Source organism: Paenibacillus sp. yr247, from assembly GCF_900103825.1.
Classification (GTDB): domain Bacteria; phylum Bacillota; class Bacilli; order Paenibacillales; family NBRC-103111; genus Paenibacillus_E.
Genome location: NZ_FNIF01000019.1, coordinates 33,403 through 53,833, shown reverse-complemented (window position 1 = coordinate 53,833; position 20,431 = coordinate 33,403). Strand labels below are relative to the sequence as shown.

Genomic DNA, 20,431 nt, shown 5'->3' with positions numbered 1-20,431 from the left:
TAGATCGTTGAGCAATTTGTTGAAAACGCTTGCATTTAAGCGCTTTCAAGAGAGATATAGAAAAAAACAAAGATTTTTGTGAATTTTAACACATTTTCAGCAGGATTCCGCACTTTTTTGTCGTATTTACTACTTTACCAGAAATTTAATCCTAACAAATAAATAAGGGATTGGGAGAGAACCGTATGCATGTTCGTTCATTTCAGCTTGGTGACACATCTTCGGTGACAACACTCTTGCAGGACGTTTTATCGGAAACCTGCTATGAAGAAACGATGGAGGCATTTGCTCGTCAACTTTCTTGGGACACTGAGCTTGTTCTCATCGCTCAAGAAGAATCGCAAATCGTTGGCATGATTATCGGAACCATCGATAACAATAACGGCTACTACTATCGGATCGCAGTTGCCACTGAGTATCAACGTAAGGGTATCGGTAAAGCATTGATCGAAGCAATGAAGCAAAGGTTCCTCCAACGGAACGTGAACAAAATTATGGTAACCGTCGACGTTCATAATGAAATAGTGCTGCCTGTTTATGAGTCTGCGGGTTACAGCCCCTCTGATTTTTCTCGGACTGCACATCGTCTTAGCATTGTGAAGAAAGTCAGCGTTTAACTGATCGTTCAGATGTCAGTGAAAATGAATAGATTTGGGACGAGGGAAGCATATCTGTGCCGCCATTGCAATTGGGGGTCAGATATGCTTTTCTATATAATAGGGGAACTTATCGGCAGCTATCAATAGAGGAGCTTTGAGACATGGATAACTTCGCGCCGTATGTGATAAAAAGCTTCAAACATGACGGACATCTTCACCGGATGTGGCTAACGAATTGGCGAGTGCCACAGCACATTCTTCATGCCGATCATCAGCAGCAAGAGATGATGGTGTTTATTAATAGCCAGACGAAGATTCAGGAAGCCGATGGCAAGGAATGGATCAGCCGTATTCCGGGTGTATCCTTTTTCATCCCCAAAAAATGGTTTAATATTGTTGCTCTAATTGAAGAAACAGGGGTTAGATACTACTGCAATGTAGCATCTCCCATGTATGTAATCCAGAATGTACTGACCTATATCGACTATGACCTTGATGTCATACGAATGCCGGATCGTTCCGTGCACATCGTAGATCAAGATGAATATGAACGTCATAAGCTGAATTATCACTATTCGGAGCTTGTGGAAACGAAGGTAAAGGAAGGTCTTGCAGCCGTATTGGAGCTGGTAAATAGGGACAAACCTCCTTTTCAAGATGATATGGTGATGTATTATTATGAACAGTGGGAAAAGCATAGGAACGGAGGAGCCTAAATGAGCTTCTTTGTAGGCCGCAATGAATCGAATAAAGCAGCTACTCATACCAAAAAAGATACAGAGGCTAGAAGCCTAACCCATGAGCTGTGGGATTGGACAAAATCCATTCTCGTAGCTCTTCTTGTCGTTATCCTTGTGCATCAGTTCGGATTTAATCTTTCAACGGTTCGCGGTCATTCGATGCAGCCCACCCTGCAGGAAGGGGAGTGGTTGTTCGTGAACAAGGCCATTACTTACCTGAAGGCCCCTCAGCGAGGAGAGATTGTCATTATCAAAGAATCAGAGGAGATTGCCCTTGCGCAGTATCTTTTTTTGGTCAAAAGGGTCGTAGCGATTGGGGGCGACGAGGTGCAAGGCCGAGCCGGTTTGCTTTATGTAAACGGCAACAAGGTCGAGGAGCCGTATACAGATACGCCCATCGAGGACGGAGACTTTGGCCCGACACTTGTTGGGCAAGGTCACGTCTTCGTGATGGGCGATAACCGCCATGAGGCGGCAAGTGCAGACAGCCGCAGGTTTGGGGAAGTTCCGGACAGCCTAATTCAAGGCCGGGCTGAATATGTGCTGTGGCCGTTTGCCATTGCCGGGAAGCTTTAACTTAACGGACACGAAAATAGAGAGGTGAGACGAATGGCGGTTTCCATCGGGGCAGGAACAAATGAGGACTTCAGCTGGCTAAAACAAGAGATCGTGGAAGCCGCGTCGTCCCTCGGCATTGATAAGATCGGCTTCACGTCAGCGGAGCCGTTCACGGAACTGAAAGAGATCCTTCTCCGCCATCGGGAGAAGGGGTTTGAATCCGGCTTCGAGGAACCGGATATCGAGAAGCGGGTACATCCGGAGCTGAGCTTCGACTCGCCGCAGTCGATCATCTCCATCGCTGTTGCGTACCCGTCGAAATTGCATAACCCGCCCCGATCCGAGCCTGGGGCTTATCGGGGGATCATCTCGCGCTCCTCGTGGGGGAGCGATTACCATGACGTGCTGCGCGATCGGCTCGCGAAGCTGGAGGCTTTCATCGCAGAGCGCGTGCCTGATGCACGTTTGCAAAGCATGGTCGACACAGGTGCGCTGGTCGATCGCGCCGTAGCTGAGCGGGCCGGCATCGGCTGGACCGGCAAAAACTGTGCGGTCATCACCCCCGAATGGGGATCGTGGGTTTATTTGGGCGAAATCATCACGAATATACCGTTTACACCCGATACATCTATTATGGATCAATGCGGGGACTGTACGATTTGTATCGATGCCTGTCCTACTGGGGCGCTGGTCGGCCCGGGGCAGCTGAACTCAAGCCGTTGCATCTCCTTCATCACGCAGACCAAAGGCTATGTTGATGACGAATTTAAGCTCAAAATCGGCAACCGCCTCTACGGTTGTGACACTTGTCAGATCGTCTGTCCGAAGAACAAGGGGATGAATTGGACCCATCAACCGGAGCTCGAGCCTGACCCCGTGAAAGTTAAACCGTTGCTAATCCCCTTGCTCACCATGACGAACAAGGATTTCAAAGAACAATATGGGCGTATCGCAGCGTCTTGGAGGGGCAAGAAGCCGATCCAGCGCAACGCGATCATTGCACTCGGGAATTTCAAAGACATCACTGCCGTGCCAGTCCTAAGCGAGCTGCTGCTGACGGATCCGCGGCCAGAAATAAGGGCTACGGCAGCGTGGGCACTTGGGCGGATTGGCGGCGAAGAAGCAGCTGCTGCTCTCGATAAAGCCCAAGCAGGCGAGCAGGAGTCTGCGGTTCAGCAAGATATTGAGAAAGCAATCGCAGCTGTCAGCCATTCAGCTCGGGACGAGAGGGAGAAGGAACAGACATGACACAAACACAAGCACCCGCTGGGATCGTACTCCATTATACGGAGATAACCTCACCAATAGGTCCTCTCGTCCTCGTCGCAACTTCACAGGGGCTCTGCCGGGTCGAATTCGGTACCTTTGAGCGGAATCAAGAAAAACTGCAGCAGTGGGCTAGCCGCTGGTTTGGCAGGCATGAGCTGCAAGAAAATGCATCACGGCTCGATCAGGTTGTGCGACAGCTAGAGCAGTATTTTAGAAGAGAACGTTTAAGTTTTGACGGTGAACTGGATTTGCAGGGAACTGATTTTCAGAAACGTGTATGGACGGCACTCCTTTCGATTCCTTATGGAGAGACAGCGTCTTATAAACATATTGCAGAGGCTATTGGTTCACCGAAAGCCGTCAGAGCGGTTGGCGGTGCTAATAATAAAAACCCGATTCCGGTTATCATCCCGTGTCATCGCATCATTGGCGCAAGCGGCGACCTCGTTGGCTACGGCGGAGGGCTTGATATCAAAATGCTTTTGCTGGATTTGGAATGCCCGAATACCGAAACAAACAATATTTAAGAAAATGGAGTGAATCCTATGAAATACGTACACTTGGATTCCGTTGAGTCGGGTCAATATTTGGGACGAACGATATTTGCCAGCAATGGATCTATTTTGCTTTCAGGAGGCGTCCAATTAACGGTGTTCATGATCAATACGCTTAACCGAATCGGCGTCACGATGATTTATATCAAGGATCCGAACATGGAAGATGTGGAAATTCCGGAAGTCCTCTCGGATGAAACGAAACGTATCGTTATGAAGCAAATGGGTCAAACGTTCGCTGCCATCCAGTCAGGTAAACAATTTAACTCTCGTGCCTTGAGTATTTCGATCAATACGCTGTTGGATGAAGTTATGAAAAATCGTGACGTGCTCGTACAGCTGACTGATATTCGTACGAAGGATAACGAGATGTACGTCCATTCAACGAACGTTTGTATGATGGCAGTGCTCATCGGGATTAATATGGGCTTGAATGCGACACAACTGAAAGAGCTTGCCGTCGGTGCGCTCCTGCATGATGTAGGTAAAGTCGAGCTTACCTACGATGATGAATCGCCAGACTTAAAGAGGCATCATACTTGGCGGGGCTTCGAGCTCTTGAAGAGCAAGCGTGAATTCAGTTTGCTCACTGCCCACGTGGCCTTCCAGCATCATGAAGCATTGGATGGTAAAGGGGTTCCGAGAGGACTTACGAGCGATGAGATTCATATTTATGCCAAAATTACAGCAGTCGCGAATATGTATGATAATTTGCTTTTCGACGTCTCCTTAGGACGCCGTATGCTGCCGCATGAGGCTTGCGAGCATATGATGGCGTTATCGGAAACCAAGCTGGATCGGGATGTTTTGATTCATTTTCTGAAAATCGTCTCGATTTACCCGACGGGGGCTTCAGTACGCTTGTCCAATCGGGAGACCGGTGTCGTGGTCGGTCAGCATAGAGGACTGCCAAGCCGTCCGATTGTGAGAATCGTCAAGCAAGATGCATCTGACAAGCGGCTGGACATCAAAGAAATTGATTTGGCTAAGCATACAACCGTTTTTATTGAACAGGTTATGTGATTCGGGCTAGGCAATTTGTAAACAGATGAATAGAAATGATATGATAAAGCAAGCAATCCATACCAATTTGTATATGCAGGGGGCATAACTATGTGGAGTTATCTTATTCCCATTCTCACGTTGATTGTGGGTTTAGTCGGGGGGTTCTTCATCGGCGTATTCTATTTGAAGAAACAGCTGGAATCGATGCAGAACAATCCGGAAATGCTGCAAAAAATGGCCAAACAAATGGGCTACAACATGAATAAGCAGCAGTTAAACAAAGCACAGCAAATGATGAAAAACCAAAAGTGGAAATAAAAAGTAGGGTGTAGGTTAAACTTCAAAAGGGCTTTGCTGTTCAACCGTTCAAACGGCTGGCAGCACGAGCCCTTCCTATTATGGTCAGATATCATTAGATTAGGACATACCAGTACTATTCAGAGGTGGCTAGTCGATGGCAAGCAACAAGGACCGCATCCTGGAAGCAGCGATGGATTTATTTCATGATCATGGCTTTCAAGGAACGGGGCTAGAAGACATTTTGTCGAGCAGCGGGGTATGCAAAAGCAATTTTTATTATCATTTCAAAAGTAAAGAAGAACTAGGCTTGAAGGTTATTGAGCGTAAGGTACAGGAAATGCGGCAATCTGTGATGGAGCCGAGTTTGGGTAATTCGCAATTATCGCCAAAGCAGCGCGTGCTGGCGTTGTTTGAACGTATGCTGACCTTCTGTGAGGAGCATGAGTGCCGGAAGGGTTGTTTCTTCGGCAATCTGGCTTTGGAGCTTAGTGATAGCTCTGAAGAGCTGCGTAAGCCGCTGAGCCGCTTTTTCAGTGAGCTGGAGGCTGAGGTTGAATCTTGCTTAAAGGAAGGCAGGAGAAAGGGAGAGCTTTCACTGCAGGGGTTAGCCCCAGTGGAGCTGGCGACACCTATTGTATCCCTGCTGCAGGGCGGGATACTTCTCACCAAAGCGCATAAAGATAGCAGAGCGCTGCGCGAAAGTATCAAGGTTCTCACAGTTTGCATGGGATAGTGGAAATGGAAGAGGAGTGGTAGAGAAGATGGCATCTATCGATTACAAAAATACAAGGGTCGCTGAGAATCGCGAGCTTATTGAGCAGCATGTCCGAGAGATTTTACGGTTGATTGGCGAAGATGTAGATCGGGAAGGCTTATTAGACACACCTGCTCGTGTGACTCGTATGTATGAAGAAATATTTTCGGGCTACGAGGCGAATCCTCGTGAAGTACTGGGTGTAACCTTTGATGAACAGCACGAAGAGCTGGTTATTATTAAGGACATCATTTATTACAGTCAATGTGAGCATCATATGGCTCCTTTTTTCGGGAAAGTGCATGTAGGTTACTTGCCTAGCGGTAAAGTGGCGGGATTAAGCAAATTTGCCCGGTTGGTAGACGTAATAACCCGTAAGCTGCAGGTGCAGGAGCGGATTACTTCTGAAATCGCCGACATTTTAGATGATGTACTGAAACCGCACGGCGTCATGGTTGTCGTTGAGGGCGAACATATGTGTATGTGCTCAAGGGGCGTGAAAAAGTACGGCAGCCAGACGATTACCTCAGCGGTTCGCGGTTCTTTCCGAACGGACTCGACGCTGCGATCCGAATTCCTGTCTTTGTTAAAATAAATAGCGCGTGCGAGGGGATGTGCATGGAGACAATAGTCTTGTGCAGCATCCCTTATTTGTACAGGAAAAGAAGCAATGACTTGTTGCGGGGTAGACGCATATAGTATTCTTTTACATAAATAAAAGAGATCCTCGGGGTGACTATCGAACATGCTGTAGCATAAACTGATAGGAAGCATAAAGAGGTATAGGGAAAGGCTTTGAGCAGATGAATGACTCTGGGCGTTGGGAATAAAACTAGAGGGGGCAAGCTTATGAACAACATACGAAAATATCGGCCCGGTGAGGCCGCTTCCTCTAAAGTGAGTGAAGAACGGGATGAATTTGAGCGGGATTACGCGAGGTTAATCCAATCTCCGACCTTTCGTCGGCTGCAGGGCAAGTCGCAGGTGTTCGGCGCCGGTTCCGGTGATTATTATCGGACCCGCCTAACCCATTCACTAGAAGTTGCCCAAATCGCGAGAGAAGTGGCGAAGCGTTTAGAACGGACGAATCCGTTTTTGCATAAAAGAGAGCACCCCGGGTTGATCATTGATCCCACCGTTGTAGAGTGTGCGTCCATCGCACACGACTTCGGTCATCCGCCCTTTGGGCATAAAGGGGAAGAAGTATTGAACCAAATTCTGCTGAAGGATCACGGCTTGAAATATGAGGGGAACGCCCAAAATTTCCGTATTCTGATGTTTCTCGAAAAAAGAGCAGGCAGCGAAAGCGGTCTGGATCTAACAGCAGCGGTGCTTCTGGGCATAAATAAGTATCCATTTTTGATCGAGGAAGAAGGCAGACTCAAAGGTGTCTATGCCTCAGAATGGGAAATCATTAATGAGCTGCGGTCCCAATGGAACATGCCGGAGGGCTGCTCCACCTTGGAAGCGCAGTTGATGGATTTATGCGATGATATCGCGTATTCGACGCATGATATTGAAGACGGCATTCGGGCTGGGAAAATCCAAATGAACGCGACTTTTTTCGAGGATCAAAGACTGATTCGTCATTTGGTTATGGAAATATTAAATGATCCCAACAAGCATAAATTCGGCTGGGAGCAAATCGATATCGAGCAGATGGTGAGGCAGGTTCTCTCCGACTATCTGGAGCAGTGGCAGCAAATTTTCGCCGAGTGCAACCGAGAGGAATCACGAACGCGCAGGGAGATGAAAGCCCGTTGGGTAAGTTCCTTCGCAAGTCGTTTGGATATTCTGGATGATCCCGAACGAGGCTGGAAAAAGGTCGCGCTCGTGAAAGACGGAGCAGAGGATATGAACCTGCTGCGGACGATGGAAATCCTAAAGAAGCTCGCGTGGGTCACGCTGATTAAGGACTTCCGGGTCCTGCGCTTGCAAAAACGCAGCGAGATTATCGTCGAACGCTTATGGGAAAGCTTTATCGACCAAGATAGGGGGATGTGGATCATACCTCCCGATTGGATAGATAGCTACGAGCGCCGCATGGGCAGCTGGAGCTGGCCGCGTTTCGTGGCGGACTACATTTCTGGTATGACCGACGCCTACGCGGAGAAAGTCTATGCCGAGCTGTTCGCGAGCAAATCAGGCTCGATCTATGAGATGGATTAGTCGCGCGACGCGGCAGGGAATTGAATGGTGGTACACAGCATTCCAACCTGATGTAATATGTACAGTAAATTTAGTCTATTTGAGCGTTTTCAAGAGAAATCATGCAAAAAGTGCATCTAATTCGACGCATAAGGCTTGTCCTGGGTTAAAACGCCGATATTTGATGTACAAAATACATGATTGTTACTCAAAACGAAAAATAAACTTTGATTTGCTGCACTTTTTGCATGATGTCGGTTGTAGACTTACCATGTTGCCGCAAAACGTCTAGTACTAGCTCGAATTATAACCTACTATCTGAATAGTGTAAGAAGGCTGCGTTGTGCCTAAAATAAAAAATATCGACCCCGTTAGGGGTCGATTTTATAGGGAGGAGGGAATACCAAGGTTAGTATGTGAGAGTCGCCGTAATGCCATTTAGGAAGCTCATCGTTCGCTGTACATACGTTTTCGGTTCTGCTCGGTACAGCAGCTCATGCTGGGCTTTTGGAATAATCCATAGCTTGGATTGGGATTCTTTTTGTTGCTTGAACATGTCTTCAACCATACCATAAGGGGCTTTGTAGTCCTCGGTACCGTGGATGAAGAAGATCGGCATCGAGTAAGCGGTAGAGGTGACCTTATTGTACGGAACTTCATGCAAACTCACGCCATTGAGCAGAGGAAAGAATAAGCGAACGAGCGGTAAAGACGGAAATTTTGGGACATTAACCACTTGCTTCATATTGTGATAGAGTGTATCTGGATTCAGCAAAAAGGTGCTGTCCAGAATCATCCCCGAAATATCGTTGCCACTTTGGAGAGCGGTCTGAAGCGCTGTTCCTGCGCCCATAGAGAAGCCCCAAATATAGATAGGACCGCTTGATGCAAGCTTGATATAGGTAATAGCGCCAAGCAGCTCCTGCGATTCTTGAATGCCTCCGGTCATAATTCGTTTATTACCAGGATGTACGTATCCATAATCAAACATGAGCACATTGTAGTTTTGCAAATGAAGCTCGCGGGCTAGGTTGTAAAGGGGAACCCATAGCTCTTCGCGATTGCCGCCGTAGCCGTGGGAGAAAATCACGGTTTTGTCGGAATGAGCAGGTATGAACCAACCTTCTAAATTAGAGGTGCCGTTATGACTTGGGAAAGTGACACTGTTGTAGGGAAGGCCAACGGCTCTCATCGGATCCGAATGAAGCGGTTCAATATGCGGCCGAGCCAACGTCCAAGCAATATATGCGTGAAAGCCAAGCAGCAGAGAGATACACAGAATTAGGAATGAGATGAGGATGTTGAGAACCAGCCTTTTTTTGCGTAAAAGCGGTCGGGTAACCACTTGCTCCAGAGTAGGTTGTAGTGAATTAGGGGATAGAGATGTTGTTGACATCGCAGCACCCTCCCTCCATAAAAATTAGTGTGATTGAATTTAGATGCTCTAAGAGGTCATAGGGAGAATGAAGTATAATTATCTAAATATTCAGATAAGTAATCTAATATCTTAATAGTATTCTGAATGCGCTTTCAAGTCAATGAGGATACGGCAATTGTAAGGCTTTTGTAACCGTTCTGTAACAAAACAAGAAACAGATGTTTGATCTTTACGAGTAAGGGCAGTTTGGTTATACTAGATATAACTGGGTTTCATATAGTGAAACAATTCGACGTCTTTATGGAGCCGAGATGTAGGGCTTATCCGCACAATGAAAGTGGTGAAAATCATGGAAGATGGCAAGCTGACAGTGCGTGCAGTAGAGCGCGCTTTAGATATTATGCTTTGTTTCACCGGGGCGACAGAATTGACGTTAACCGAGATCTCAAGCCGTGTGGATTTACATAAAAGCACGGTACATCGCCTCCTTGCTTCTCTGGAAGGTAAGGGTTTTATTATGCGCGATGGGGCAACGGATAAATACAGGCTCGGTTACCGGCTCTGGGAGCTATCCGCCAACCTCTCTAAAGAAGGAGACCCCGGCATCATTCTGCTGCCGGAGATGGAACGGCTGCGCGACCAGCTTGGCGAGACGATCTCGCTCTACGTGCAGGACGGCTTGGTTCGCGTACGCATCCAAGCCGTGCAGAGCAACCACGCTATTCGCCGCGTAGCCCCTATCGGGGCGCGAATGCCCTTATACGTCGGCGCCTCGAGCAAGGTGCTCGTCGCCTTCGCTGAGCCTGAACTGCAGGAGCAGCTTCTAGACTCGGCCGATTGGCCGGCCGGGCTAGATAAGCTGGCGTTCCTGCAGCAGCTCAGCGACACCAAGCTCGCTGGCTTCGCCACGAGCGTGGAAGAGCGCGAACCCGGTGCAGCGGCCGTGGCCGCACCGGTTCTGGACCGCGGCGGCCGACTCGTCGCCGCCCTCGCGGTCTCGGGTCCAGCGAACAGGCTCACGCTGGAGCTGATGCAAGAGCAAGCGCCGCTCATAATGGAGGCGGCGCGGAGGATGGGAACGATGCTGCGTTAGCGCATCGTTCTTTTTCGGCTTCGTGCGTGGCGCGAAGCCGCAGCCAAAGACCCATCATCCGTCGTATGGACGACGGATGCTTTGCTTCTAGAAGGTCATACTAGAAGGGGGAAAGGGAGTGGCAAGTATGAATAAGAAAGCCTCGATGCTGGCGATTTGGGTCAGTCTTGCCAGCAATATCGTGCTTACCGCCATCAAAATCGTTGTCGGCTACTTGTTCAAAAGCCAAGTGCTTATCGCCGACGGCATCCATAACGCGGGAGATGTCATCGCGACAGCGACGGCATACAGCGCGATGCGTGTATCCTCCAAGCCGGCGGATGTGGATCATCCCTACGGGCACGGCAAAGCCGAAGTGCTCGGCGCCTTCATTGTCGCTATCATCTTAGGCGGAGCGGCTATTTACATGGGTTACCATTCTATTCATGCGCTTTTTGAGCCGCCGGGACATGCGCATTTGATTGCATTTATCGCGGCGGTTGTCTCGCTAATCTGGAAGCAAATTCTCTATCTCTATACAATACGCATTGGCCGCAGAATTAACAGTAAAGGATTAATCGCTACTGCCTATGACCATCTGGCTGATGTCTATGCATCGATTGCTGCGTCGGTTGGTATTGGTTTAGCCTTGATAGGAGATCATTACAACTATAGTATATTTGCCTACGGAGACCCCGTAGCAGGAATCATCGTCTCGTTTCTGGTGCTGAAGTTGGCTTACCAAATGGGCAGCGAGTCTTTTGATATCCTCATGGAGCGAAGTGTAAATACGGCGAACATTGAACAATACGCGGCATTGATTCGATCTGTACCCGAAGTCAAGCGAATCGATCGCCTCAGAGCGAGGGAGCACGGTCACTACATATTAGTCGATGCAAGGCTTGCAGTTTCTGGCAAATTGACCATCCAAGAAGGCCACGACATCAGCCGCATCATTAAGCAAAAAATCAAAGCAGCACATAACGATGTGGATGAGGTGCTGGTGCATCTGAATCCTTGGTACGAGGAGTCCGATTAACCCAGCTCAGCGTAGAAAAAAAGGGCCATTCCAATAGGTTTCATAACCTAGGAATAACCCTTTTTTTATTTCGCAAAAATATGATGACCGATTCGAACCGTTTGCTGACGTGACCAAATCCAAGCGCTTGTCGCCGTGTCCGGATTAAAATAATACAGGGATCCCTGGGTAGGGTCCCATCCCCGAAGGGCATCCAGTGCGGCCGAGTAGGCAGTTGTATTCGGAGTCAGCCAGAATTGTCCGTCACTAACCGCTGTAAAAGCCCCTTTTTCAAAAACAATATTTTCTATTGTTTTAGGGAACTTACTCGATTCCAGACGATTCATGACAACCGCTCCGACAGCAACTTGTCCTTCATAGGATTCACCGCGAGCCTCGCTGTAGATCACTTTCGCCAAATTATCCAAATCGGCTTGATTCACCGAGTATTTACGTAAAGTCTGCCATGTATTCGCACCAATAAGACCATCAACCGTTAATCCATAATTATATTGAAAATTACGAACAGCTGCGGCAGTTACTGGACCATATTTGCCATCTACAGGCTCCTGGTAATAGCCTAATGTCTTTAGTCGGAACTGAGCGTCCCAGACGTCCCCATTTTGACTGCCTGGCTTCAAAATAGCCTCTGCAGCAGAAGTTGGTTGGCTCCATTCGCTTACGGTAAAACCTAGACCAATCGAAGCGAACAGCATGACAAGGACGAGTTTTTTCAATGACTTCATCTTCATCTCCCCTTTCGCTCTACTAATTATAGGAGGGGGAGGTGGATGGGCTCAACCCGCAGTTATTGGCAATGTAGGCCAATCGCCCGGCGCTGTAGGAGATAATGAATGTAAGATAGAAATAGAAATCCCGTAATTTCTCTTCGATAATGAAAAAAGTCCGAGACCGCCATAAGGCGATCCCGGACTTTTTTTTTGTGTGTGTAATTGCTTTATTAGTTTTTCTCTGCAAGGATTTGGCGAAGAACGGTTTGCAGGATACCACCATTACGGTAGTAGTCTACATCGACCAAGCTATCCAGACGTACAAGTGCGCCAAACTCGAAAGTCGTACCATCTTCACGAGTTGCTGTTACTTTAACGGAGGAACCTGGTTGAACATCGTTACTCAAACCTGTAATATCAAACGTTTCACGGCCTGTGATCCCAAGGGACTTCCAGCTATCGCCGTTGATGAATTGGAGTGGCAGAACGCCCATTCCAACCAAGTTACTGCGGTGAATACGCTCGAAGCTTTCTGCGATAACAGCTTTAACGCCGAGCAAGAATGTACCTTTTGCTGCCCAGTCACGGGAGCTTCCTGTACCATATTCTTTACCCGCGATCACAACAAGGTTTTGACCTTCAGCTTGATACTTCATGGAAGCATCGTAGATGGATTCAACTTCACCTGTTGGCAGGTAAGTGGTTACGCCGCCTTCTGTTCCTGGTGCCACTTGGTTACGAATACGGATGTTCGCGAATGTACCGCGCATCATCACTTCGTGGTTACCGCGACGGGAACCGTAGGAGTTGAAATCTTCTCTTTTTACGCCATGGTTGATCAGGTACTGACCAGCAGGGCTGTCAACTTTGATGTTACCAGCAGGGGAAATATGATCCGTTGTTACGGAATCGCCCATAAGCGCCAGTGTTTTAGCACCGCGAATATCTGCGATATCATCTAGAACCGTACCCAAATCCGTGAAGAACGGAGGCTCCTGAATGTAAGTGGATTTGTTGTCGAACTCGTAAAGATCGCCTTCCGGAATCGCGATTTTGTTGAAACGCTCATTCGCACGGAATACGTTGCTGTATTTATCGCGGAACATGTCAGCATTCAAGGCCGTGTTCAGAGCATCTTGGATCTCTTGGTTTGTAGGCCAGATGTCTTTAAGGTAAACAGGCTTATCGTTTTGGTCATATCCGATAGGATCTTTAGCCAAGTCGATGTTCACTGTTCCAGCCAGAGCGTATGCCACTACAAGCGGAGGAGAAGCCAGGTAGTTCGCTTTTACTTGCGCGTGAACACGACCTTCGAAGTTACGGTTACCGGAAAGAACAGCGGCTACCGTCATATCGTTATCAGCGACAGCTTTGCTTACTTCCTCTGGAAGCGGACCGGAGTTACCGATACAAGTTCCACAACCGTAACCTGTAACGTGGAAGCCAAGTGCTTCAAGGGATTCCATCAGACCAGCTTTAATAAGATACTCTGTAACAACCAAAGAGCCTGGGGTTAGGGAACTTTTCACGTAAGTTGGTTTTTTCAGACCGAGGGCAACAGCCTTCTGAGCCACAAGTCCTGCGCCGAGCATAACGCTTGGGTTGGATGTATTTGTACAAGAAGTGATAGCCGCGATAACAACTGCACCTGTACCCATTTTCGCAGATTCGTTAGGATAATTAACATCAATAACTTCTGCGATTTTCTCTTCGGTCAGGCCGTATCCGCCTTTGTCGATCGGCGTACGGATGATAGAGTTGAAGGACTCTTTCATGTTCGTCAGCTCAATGCGGTCTTGTGGACGTTTAGGACCTGCCAAGCTTGGTACAACTGTGCTCAAATCAAGCTCGATCACGTCAGTAAACACTGGATCCGGCGTTGTGTCTGTACGGAACATGCCTTGTGCCTTGTAGTAAGCTTCTACAAGCGCGATTTGTTCTTCTTCACGACCCGTGTTTCTCAGGTAGTTCAAAGTTTCGTTATCAACTGGGAAGAAACCAATTGTTGCGCCATACTCAGGAGCCATGTTCGCTACAGTTGCACGGTCAGCCAAGGAGATATTGCTAAGGCCAGGACCGAAGAATTCAACGAATTTACCAACAACGCCTTTTTTACGCAACATTTGTGTAACCGTAAGAGCTAAGTCAGTTGCCGTAGCTCCTTCAGCAAGTTGCCCAGTCAATTTAAAACCAACAACATCAGGGGCTACGAAGTATAGCGGCTGTCCAAGCATGCCTGCTTCAGCTTCAATACCGCCGACGCCCCAACCAACAACACCAAGACCATTAATCATGGTTGTATGGGAGTCTGTACCTACAAGGGAATCTGGATAAACAACAGTTTCGCCATCAATCGTTTTTGTAGCTGCAACAGATGCCAGATACTCCAAGTTAACTTGATGAACGATACCTGTTGAAGGTGGAACTGCACGGAAGTTATCAAATGCAGTTTGCGCCCAACGCAGGAAACGGTAACGTTCTTCGTTTCTTTCAAACTCTAGATTAATGTTGTAGTCAAGTGCATCCGGGGATCCGAAAGCATCGACCATAACAGAGTGGTCAATAACAAGGTCTACAGGAACGAGCGGATTGATCCGTTTCGGATCTCCGCCTTCACGAGCCATCGTCGCACGCATTGCCGCAAGGTCAACAACGACGGGTACGCCTGTGAAATCCTGAAGAACGATACGAGCAGGGATGAAAGGAATTTCTTTGTTTTCATCGCGGCCTTGAGCCCATCCAGCGATTTGTTTAACGTGTTCACTTGTAATGGCACGGCCATCGAATTGACGAATAGCCGCTTCGAGCAAAACGCGAATAGAGACTGGTAGATTGCTAACAGTTCCGTGGCCTTGGTTTTCAAAGTCAGGAAGACTGTAATACTGGAACGATTTCGTTCCGACAGTTAACTGCTTACGCACAGAAAAAGAGTCCTTGTTGGACATGGGTAATTCCTCCTTATAATATCTTCATCCATTGGTTTCATCTAGTGAAACTCAATTTCATTAATCCCCTACCTCAAGTATAGCGTTTCGCTGTGTATGAGTAAAGATTTATTTCAATCATTTTTACCGTAAAAATGTCATATATTGAATCAATTCAAAGCAATTCGGGCTCGTCCAAAAGTAATCATACCTGTTCAACAAAGTTCTAAGGAGGGTAACCAAGATGTCCTGGAAAACAGCGCTCTACAATTACGTTCACGCAAAGAATCAGGCAGAGCTTGAAGGCTCTGCGGCACCGATGGAAGCTTTTGTCTCTGACAGCGCTTATGTACGTAAACAGGATATCAGGATTCGCAGGTTCCTGGACAGTTACCGCGATCGTGATGCTAAGCTGCTGCGTGGAGAAACGAAGCTGCGTCTCACCGGTGTCAAAGAATCGGCTCAAGGGATTATTGCGGATATCCAGCTTCATCGTTTTTTACACTATCAGATTGGATCTATTGACCACCTTGAGGAGCGTATTGAACCTGAACGTGTGATGATTGAAAGCGCGGCGAGCCGCTGGCAAGTCAGACGTGCTGAGCCTCTCCATGCCGAAAAGTCGCTTCCGAGCAAGCCGCGAGGCTTCTTTTTGCCTGATCAAGAAGAGTTTCTAGAGGGGGTGCGCAGAGCGCCCTCCCTTCCTTATATAAATCATAGTATACTCAACAGCGGGGCTCAGGAATCCATTCCGCGCAAAATCATTTATAATCGAGCCAAAGCGGCTCAATATGCAGAAACATGGTGGCAAACCCCGAACCCCAAGTACGAGGAATTTGAAGTGGATTGCACGAACTTTGTATCTCAATGCCTCTTTGCAGGGGGGGCTCCAATGAACTATACTGGGAAAAGGGATTTGGGCTGGTGGTATGCCGGTAAAAAAGGCAATCAAGAGCTTTGGAGTTTTAGCTGGGCGGTAGCCAATACTTTACAAACATTCCTTTCGCACAGCCGTAAAGGTCTGCACGGTCATGCCGTAAACGATCCGAGCGAGCTTCAGCCGGGAGATACAATTAGCTACGATTGGGACGGCGATGGCCGTTACCAGCACAATACCATAGTTATAGCCAAAGATGCCAACGGGATGCCGCTGGTCAATGCACACACATATAACAGCCGTAATCGCTACTGGGCTTATAAGGATTCACCTGCTTGGACGGAGCGGACGAAGTACGTTTTCTTTCGAGTTGCTGATGAGATGTGATAGGTAAGTAAAGAAATACTAGACGGAGGTACGTAATGAGCGGCAAAATTCGAGTTGGACTAATTTATGGGGGGAAATCCGGAGAGCATGACGTGTCCTTGCAAACAGCGCTGGCGGTTATGAAAGCCGTTGACTTCAATAAATATGAGGTTACACCGTTTTATATATCTAAAAAGGGGGAGTGGAGAAGCGGTTCGCCTCTACTAGGTCCAGCTGAATCAAAGGAAGTACTGACTTTTAGCAGCGGAGCCGACGCAGCCGCGCATGCTTCTAACGCAATAGCGCCGATATTCGGCGCTATTCAGACGAGGGGCGATGTGTCCATTGCATCAACGAATCCTGCTGGATCTATGGACACGGGCTTAGACGTTATTTTCCCGCTTTTACATGGTACATTCGGTGAAGACGGGACGATTCAAGGATTGCTTGAGATGGCGAATATTCCATATGTGGGTGCGGGCGTGCTTGCATCAGCCGTAGGTATGGATAAAGTCATGATGAAGAAGATTTTCGCACAAGAGGGGCTTCCACAGTGTATATTCCGCCATTTCACTCGAACCGAGTGGGAAAAGAATCGCGCGTATCATCTGGTCGAGCTCGAAACGGCTATCGGTTATCCATGCTTCGTGAAGCCGGCTAATCTAGGCTCCAGTGTCGGTATTTCCAAAGCAAGAAATCAACAAGAGTTAATTAAAGCGGTCAATTTCGCCTTCCAATACGATCGTAAAGTCATTGTTGAAGAAAATATCGATGCCCGTGAGATCGAGGTAGCCGTTCTAGGCAATGATGAACCCATTGCATCTGTTGCCGGTGAAATCGTGCCCTCGAACGAATTTTACGACTACAAAGCTAAATATATGGACGGCAATTCAGCGATGATTATCCCTGCGGATATCCCGGCAGAAACGTCTGAACAGATCAGACAGCTGGCTGTTCAGGCGTTCTTGGCTGTGGATGGCAGCGGCTTATCGCGTGTAGACTTTTTCCTAGGCAAAATCGACCAGAAGATCTATATCAACGAAATTAACACGATGCCGGGCTTCACTCCATTCAGCATGTATCCGCTGCTATGGAAAGAAACCGGTAAACCATACACAGAGCTGCTGGACGATCTCATCCGTCTGGCCATCGAACGGCATAAAGCGAAGCAAAGTATCCAATATTCTTTTGATGTGGAGTAGATGCAAATGGGATTTCAAACGGAGTTCAATTCTGTCTGCAAGTTCAAGTCCGCGCAGGAGCTCTATGAGCTACTAGAGTACGGCCGCGGCAAAATGGTGAAGAGCGGTTTCCGCGTCTTCCCAACCGGCCAGAAGGTCATTGCGTACACACCTGAAAATCAAGCAATTGCGATTGTTAAAATCGTTGCTTCCATTGCGGAAATTAATTTCCAAGGGGAAGAAGTGACGCAGGTGGAGATGGAGCTCATTCGCCGGCTCACGGAAGAAGAGGCTCGGATTCAGACCTCGCTTGCTTACGAGATGTTTTTTGGCGAGCAAGCATAAGCAGTAGTAGGAAGGCATCGTCCGATTCGGATGGTGTCTATTTTATATATATAAGAATATTCATGTTTATCGCCTCTACTGCTCCGGTCCCAGGATAGCACATCACCGGTACTACTAGAAGTTAGTACTTCTTCTATCCAGATAAAAGGGCTACAATTTTCCTAGTAGATTTCGGATTGGAGGCGTGAAGACGATGAGACAAACGGTTTTCAAAGACAGAAAGTTTATGGCCTACTGGCTTTTTAATATCGGTTTAGGGATACCAACGCCTTATGCCATCATTTATATGATTTTTGGTTTCTATGGCTTTATGTCGCGGCCAACGCTGCATGACCGGTATTTGGCTCTAGGAGCACTATGTGTTTACTTGTTGATTTGGTTTATAGGAAACTATATTATTTTGCGAAAAGAAGACCGAGGGACCAAGATTGGTATGCTTATGCTCAGTACGTTACCTCTGGCGATATCAGCTTTTATCAGCTTCAAAATCATTGCAGCCATTTCATCCTAAACCTAAGGTGAGATGTGTATGTGTTGCTGACCCAGAGGGTACCCTATGAAGGGAATTTTTACATACTCATTTTGGAGGTTACACTTACATGATAATTCGCCTTGGGTATGTGGCAATGTCAACGGTGGTCAAGAACGCTTCACCATCCAAAACAATGACAGTCACGAACTTCAGCAAGCTTCTGGATCGCGATGCGGCCATTCGGAAGCTAGAGCGACTCGGTGCCGAAAATCTTCATAATACACTTAGATTGCTAAGGCATAACCGTGCGCATGACATCAAGGTGTTTCGCTTTTCCTCCAAGCTAATACCTTTAATTGGACATGAGATGCTAGGTGACTGGGACCCGATCCCCACGCTATCTGCTGAATTTGAAGAACTTGGCAGTTATGCCAAGCAGTCAGGGATGCGAGTCAGCTTTCATCCGGATCATTTCACAGTTCTGAGTACGCCAAAGGAAAATGTACTGCAGAAATCAGTAGAGGATCTGGAACGGCATTCCGCTATGTTTAATGCGATGGGGTTAGGCTTGGAAGCCATGTGCAATATTCATGTAGGTGGATCCTACGGCGATAAAGTGAAAGCAGCTAAGCGATTTATTGAGAACTTTTCCGCGCTGCGTCCTGAAATTCAGGAGCGGATCACTCTTGAGAATGATGATAAAACCTTCAACGCGCGCGAGACGCTGGATATCGCTGAAGCGGTGGGAGCGCCTATGGTGCTGGATGTTCATCATCATGCGGTGAATAATAACGGAGAGAATGCGACAGATCTCTGGCCGCGGATCCAACAAACGTGGTTGAGATCCGAGAGTGAGCATTCAGATGCCGATGCAGCCTCACTCCCTCCGAAAATTCACGTTTCAAGCCCGAAAAGTGAAAGCGATCCAAGAAGTCATGCAGACTATGTGGAGGTAGGCCCACTTTACGAATTCCTTAAGGCGATTGCTCCAATCACGCCAAGGCTAGATATTATGATTGAAGCCAAGAGGAAGGATGATGCGTTATTTCGTCTTATGGACGACCTCAAGAAGCAAGAGGGAGTTTCCGTTCTTGATCAAGCTTCGATTCGGCTATAACGGTTCAGATTTAATCCTTGAATTGTTGGACAAAATGGGGTACTTTGGAGAATGGGAACAAACGTCGCATAATCCAATGTTGAGAGGGGTTTTACTACCATGAGTCAACTGTTAGCCGGAAAAAATATACTTGTTATGGGTGTTGCCAACGATCGAAGCATCGCCTGGGCCATTGCTCAATCTTTAGCAGCACAAGGGGCCAATCTTGTGTTTACGTTTGAAAATGAGCGTGTTGAGGAACGCGTGCGCAAGCTCGCAGACACGATTCCAGGCTCGACATTAATGCCTTGTAACGTAACCGTGGATGCTGAGATCGAAACGCTAGCATCTACACTTAAAGAGAAGTTCGGTGTGCTTCATGGTCTTGTACATAGTATCGCTTTTGCCAAAACCGAAGAGCTGGACGGGCTATTCGTCGACACATCCCGTGATGGTTTCGCTTTAGCACATGATATCAGCGCGTACTCGCTTGTAGCGGTTTCGAAACGGATCTATCCGCTGATGACAGAGGGCGGCAGTATCATGACAATGACTTACCTCGGCGCTGAGCGCGCGATGAAGAACTATAATGTCATGGGCGTTGCCAAAGCAGCGCTGGAAGCTAGCGTGCGCTACCTGGCGGCTGACCTCGGCCAATTCGGCATCCGCGTGAACGGCATCTCGGCGGGGCCTATTCGTACCTTGGCTGCCAAAGGCATCAAGGACTTCAACTCGATCCTGCGCCAAGTGGAAGAGAAAGCTCCGCTTCGTAAAACGACGGATACAGCCGAAGTGGGCGACACTGCCATGTTCCTCATGAGCAACCTATCCCGCGGTATCACTGGCGAAGTTATCTATGTTGATGGTGGATATCATATCATCGGAATCTAAAGAATCTTCCCATTGATTTACAGGGTCATGATCCGTATTGCCTAGGCGGCAATGCGGATTTTTTATGCTTTAATATATGAAAAAATGCTCATCTTGAGAAAAAAATGTAAAAATATACGAATATTTTGGGATGAAACGCACTAGTATTTAAAA

21 protein-coding genes are annotated in these 20,431 nt (G+C 47.7%); 18 read left to right on the top strand and 3 right to left on the bottom strand.

The annotated features are described in order from the left end of the window. The first annotated feature begins 185 nt into the window (after positions 1 to 185). The 10 genes from BLT91_RS22735 (at position 186) to dgt (ending at position 7,948) form a co-directional block, all read left to right on the top strand. Positions 186 to 617: a GNAT family N-acetyltransferase gene (locus BLT91_RS22735; RefSeq protein ID WP_090825217.1), complete on the top strand. Its 432-nt coding sequence runs from the start codon at positions 186 to 188 to the stop codon at positions 615 to 617. 143 nt (positions 618 to 760) lie between these two features. Continuing rightward, complete coding sequence (locus tag BLT91_RS22730; protein ID WP_090825214.1) at positions 761 to 1,315, top strand: DUF402 domain-containing protein; 555 nt, start codon at positions 761 to 763, stop codon at positions 1,313 to 1,315. Further along, entirely contained in the window at positions 1,316 to 1,915 is a 600-nt protein-coding gene (gene lepB / locus BLT91_RS22725; protein WP_090825213.1) for a signal peptidase I, read from the top strand. 33 nt (positions 1,916 to 1,948) lie between these two features. Next, the gene (queG, locus tag BLT91_RS22720) at positions 1,949 to 3,145 is read left to right on the top strand and encodes a tRNA epoxyqueuosine(34) reductase QueG (protein WP_090825211.1); all 1,197 of its coding nucleotides are present in this window, start codon (positions 1,949 to 1,951) and stop codon (positions 3,143 to 3,145) included. Beyond that, entirely contained in the window at positions 3,142 to 3,693 is a 552-nt protein-coding gene (locus BLT91_RS22715; RefSeq protein WP_090825209.1) for a methylated-DNA--[protein]-cysteine S-methyltransferase, read from the top strand. Before queG ends, BLT91_RS22715 begins: the two co-directional genes overlap by 4 nt. A gap of 18 nt (positions 3,694 to 3,711) precedes the next feature. After that, the gene (locus BLT91_RS22710) at positions 3,712 to 4,743 is read left to right on the top strand and encodes an HD-GYP domain-containing protein (RefSeq protein WP_090825207.1); all 1,032 of its coding nucleotides are present in this window, start codon (positions 3,712 to 3,714) and stop codon (positions 4,741 to 4,743) included. A gap of 90 nt (positions 4,744 to 4,833) precedes the next feature. Continuing rightward, positions 4,834 to 5,043 (top strand): YneF family protein, encoded by a 210-nt coding sequence (locus BLT91_RS22705; protein WP_090825206.1) that lies wholly within the window; start codon positions 4,834 to 4,836, stop codon positions 5,041 to 5,043. Between the two features lie 136 nt (positions 5,044 to 5,179). Beyond that, the gene (locus BLT91_RS22700) at positions 5,180 to 5,758 is read left to right on the top strand and encodes a TetR/AcrR family transcriptional regulator (protein WP_090825204.1); all 579 of its coding nucleotides are present in this window, start codon (positions 5,180 to 5,182) and stop codon (positions 5,756 to 5,758) included. A 28-nt stretch (positions 5,759 to 5,786) separates the two neighbouring features. After that, a complete protein-coding gene (gene folE / locus BLT91_RS22695) occupies positions 5,787 to 6,374 on the top strand; it encodes a GTP cyclohydrolase I FolE (RefSeq protein WP_090825202.1) in 588 nt (195 codons plus the stop codon). 254 nt (positions 6,375 to 6,628) lie between these two features. Beyond that, positions 6,629 to 7,948 (top strand): deoxyguanosinetriphosphate triphosphohydrolase family protein, encoded by a 1,320-nt coding sequence (gene dgt, locus BLT91_RS22690; protein WP_090825200.1) that lies wholly within the window; start codon positions 6,629 to 6,631, stop codon positions 7,946 to 7,948. Positions 7,949 to 8,336: 388 nt separating this feature from the next. On the opposite strand, the gene BLT91_RS22685 is transcribed toward dgt, so the two are convergent. Beyond that, a complete protein-coding gene (locus BLT91_RS22685) occupies positions 8,337 to 9,323 on the bottom strand; it encodes an alpha/beta hydrolase (RefSeq protein ID WP_090825198.1) in 987 nt (328 codons plus the stop codon). Positions 9,324 to 9,654: 331 nt separating this feature from the next. On the opposite strand from BLT91_RS22685, the gene BLT91_RS22680 reads away from it, so the two are divergent. Continuing rightward, positions 9,655 to 10,398, top strand: a complete 744-nt coding sequence (locus tag BLT91_RS22680) for an IclR family transcriptional regulator (protein ID WP_090825196.1) — start codon at positions 9,655 to 9,657, stop codon at positions 10,396 to 10,398. 127 nt (positions 10,399 to 10,525) lie between these two features. Next, on the top strand, positions 10,526 to 11,416 hold the full coding sequence (locus tag BLT91_RS22675) for a cation diffusion facilitator family transporter (RefSeq protein ID WP_090825313.1): 891 nt from the start codon (positions 10,526 to 10,528) through the stop codon (positions 11,414 to 11,416). Positions 11,417 to 11,481: 65 nt separating this feature from the next. Here BLT91_RS22675 and sleB read toward each other — a convergent pair whose 3' ends face one another. Next, complete coding sequence (gene sleB, locus BLT91_RS22670) at positions 11,482 to 12,141, bottom strand: spore cortex-lytic enzyme (RefSeq protein WP_090825195.1); 660 nt, start codon at positions 12,139 to 12,141, stop codon at positions 11,482 to 11,484. Between the two features lie 215 nt (positions 12,142 to 12,356). Continuing rightward, a complete protein-coding gene (gene acnA, locus BLT91_RS22665) occupies positions 12,357 to 15,071 on the bottom strand; it encodes an aconitate hydratase AcnA (protein ID WP_090825193.1) in 2,715 nt (904 codons plus the stop codon). Between the two features lie 223 nt (positions 15,072 to 15,294). On the opposite strand from acnA, the gene BLT91_RS22660 reads away from it, so the two are divergent. The 6 genes from BLT91_RS22660 (at position 15,295) to fabI (ending at position 20,278) form a co-directional block, all read left to right on the top strand. Next, positions 15,295 to 16,314, top strand: coding sequence for an amidase domain-containing protein (locus BLT91_RS22660; protein WP_090825191.1), 1,020 nt, complete (start codon positions 15,295 to 15,297; stop codon positions 16,312 to 16,314). Between the two features lie 35 nt (positions 16,315 to 16,349). Then, entirely contained in the window at positions 16,350 to 17,495 is a 1,146-nt protein-coding gene (locus tag BLT91_RS22655; protein WP_090825189.1) for a D-alanine--D-alanine ligase, read from the top strand. Positions 17,496 to 17,501: 6 nt separating this feature from the next. Beyond that, positions 17,502 to 17,819 (top strand): hypothetical protein, encoded by a 318-nt coding sequence (locus tag BLT91_RS22650; RefSeq protein WP_090825187.1) that lies wholly within the window; start codon positions 17,502 to 17,504, stop codon positions 17,817 to 17,819. A gap of 193 nt (positions 17,820 to 18,012) precedes the next feature. Continuing rightward, positions 18,013 to 18,330, top strand: coding sequence for a hypothetical protein (locus tag BLT91_RS22645; RefSeq protein ID WP_090825185.1), 318 nt, complete (start codon positions 18,013 to 18,015; stop codon positions 18,328 to 18,330). Between the two features lie 88 nt (positions 18,331 to 18,418). Next, on the top strand, positions 18,419 to 19,408 hold the full coding sequence (uvsE, locus tag BLT91_RS22640) for a UV DNA damage repair endonuclease UvsE (RefSeq protein WP_090825184.1): 990 nt from the start codon (positions 18,419 to 18,421) through the stop codon (positions 19,406 to 19,408). Between the two features lie 99 nt (positions 19,409 to 19,507). Beyond that, a complete protein-coding gene (gene fabI / locus BLT91_RS22635) occupies positions 19,508 to 20,278 on the top strand; it encodes an enoyl-ACP reductase FabI (protein WP_090825183.1) in 771 nt (256 codons plus the stop codon). The last annotated feature ends 153 nt before the right edge of the window (positions 20,279 to 20,431 follow it).

Excerpts from the sequence above, each read along its gene's own strand:
- BLT91_RS22735 (WP_090825217.1), top strand. The coding sequence starts at position 186 with ATGCATGTTCGTTCATTTCAGCTTGGTGACACATCTTCGGTGACAACA.
- BLT91_RS22730 (WP_090825214.1), top strand. The coding sequence starts at position 761 with ATGGATAACTTCGCGCCGTATGTGATAAAAAGCTTCAAACATGACGGA.
- lepB (WP_090825213.1), top strand. The coding sequence starts at position 1,316 with ATGAGCTTCTTTGTAGGCCGCAATGAATCGAATAAAGCAGCTACTCAT.
- queG (WP_090825211.1), top strand. The coding sequence starts at position 1,949 with ATGGCGGTTTCCATCGGGGCAGGAACAAATGAGGACTTCAGCTGGCTA.
- BLT91_RS22715 (WP_090825209.1), top strand. The coding sequence starts at position 3,142 with ATGACACAAACACAAGCACCCGCTGGGATCGTACTCCATTATACGGAG.
- BLT91_RS22710 (WP_090825207.1), top strand. The coding sequence starts at position 3,712 with ATGAAATACGTACACTTGGATTCCGTTGAGTCGGGTCAATATTTGGGA.
- BLT91_RS22705 (WP_090825206.1), top strand. The coding sequence starts at position 4,834 with ATGTGGAGTTATCTTATTCCCATTCTCACGTTGATTGTGGGTTTAGTC.
- BLT91_RS22700 (WP_090825204.1), top strand. The coding sequence starts at position 5,180 with ATGGCAAGCAACAAGGACCGCATCCTGGAAGCAGCGATGGATTTATTT.
- folE (WP_090825202.1), top strand. The coding sequence starts at position 5,787 with ATGGCATCTATCGATTACAAAAATACAAGGGTCGCTGAGAATCGCGAG.
- dgt (WP_090825200.1), top strand. The coding sequence starts at position 6,629 with ATGAACAACATACGAAAATATCGGCCCGGTGAGGCCGCTTCCTCTAAA.
- BLT91_RS22685 (WP_090825198.1), bottom strand. The coding sequence starts at position 9,323 with ATGTCAACAACATCTCTATCCCCTAATTCACTACAACCTACTCTGGAG.
- BLT91_RS22680 (WP_090825196.1), top strand. The coding sequence starts at position 9,655 with ATGGAAGATGGCAAGCTGACAGTGCGTGCAGTAGAGCGCGCTTTAGAT.
- BLT91_RS22675 (WP_090825313.1), top strand. The coding sequence starts at position 10,526 with ATGAATAAGAAAGCCTCGATGCTGGCGATTTGGGTCAGTCTTGCCAGC.
- sleB (WP_090825195.1), bottom strand. The coding sequence starts at position 12,141 with ATGAAGTCATTGAAAAAACTCGTCCTTGTCATGCTGTTCGCTTCGATT.
- acnA (WP_090825193.1), bottom strand. The coding sequence starts at position 15,071 with ATGTCCAACAAGGACTCTTTTTCTGTGCGTAAGCAGTTAACTGTCGGA.
- BLT91_RS22660 (WP_090825191.1), top strand. The coding sequence starts at position 15,295 with ATGTCCTGGAAAACAGCGCTCTACAATTACGTTCACGCAAAGAATCAG.
- BLT91_RS22655 (WP_090825189.1), top strand. The coding sequence starts at position 16,350 with ATGAGCGGCAAAATTCGAGTTGGACTAATTTATGGGGGGAAATCCGGA.
- BLT91_RS22650 (WP_090825187.1), top strand. The coding sequence starts at position 17,502 with ATGGGATTTCAAACGGAGTTCAATTCTGTCTGCAAGTTCAAGTCCGCG.
- BLT91_RS22645 (WP_090825185.1), top strand. The coding sequence starts at position 18,013 with ATGAGACAAACGGTTTTCAAAGACAGAAAGTTTATGGCCTACTGGCTT.
- uvsE (WP_090825184.1), top strand. The coding sequence starts at position 18,419 with ATGATAATTCGCCTTGGGTATGTGGCAATGTCAACGGTGGTCAAGAAC.
- fabI (WP_090825183.1), top strand. The coding sequence starts at position 19,508 with ATGAGTCAACTGTTAGCCGGAAAAAATATACTTGTTATGGGTGTTGCC.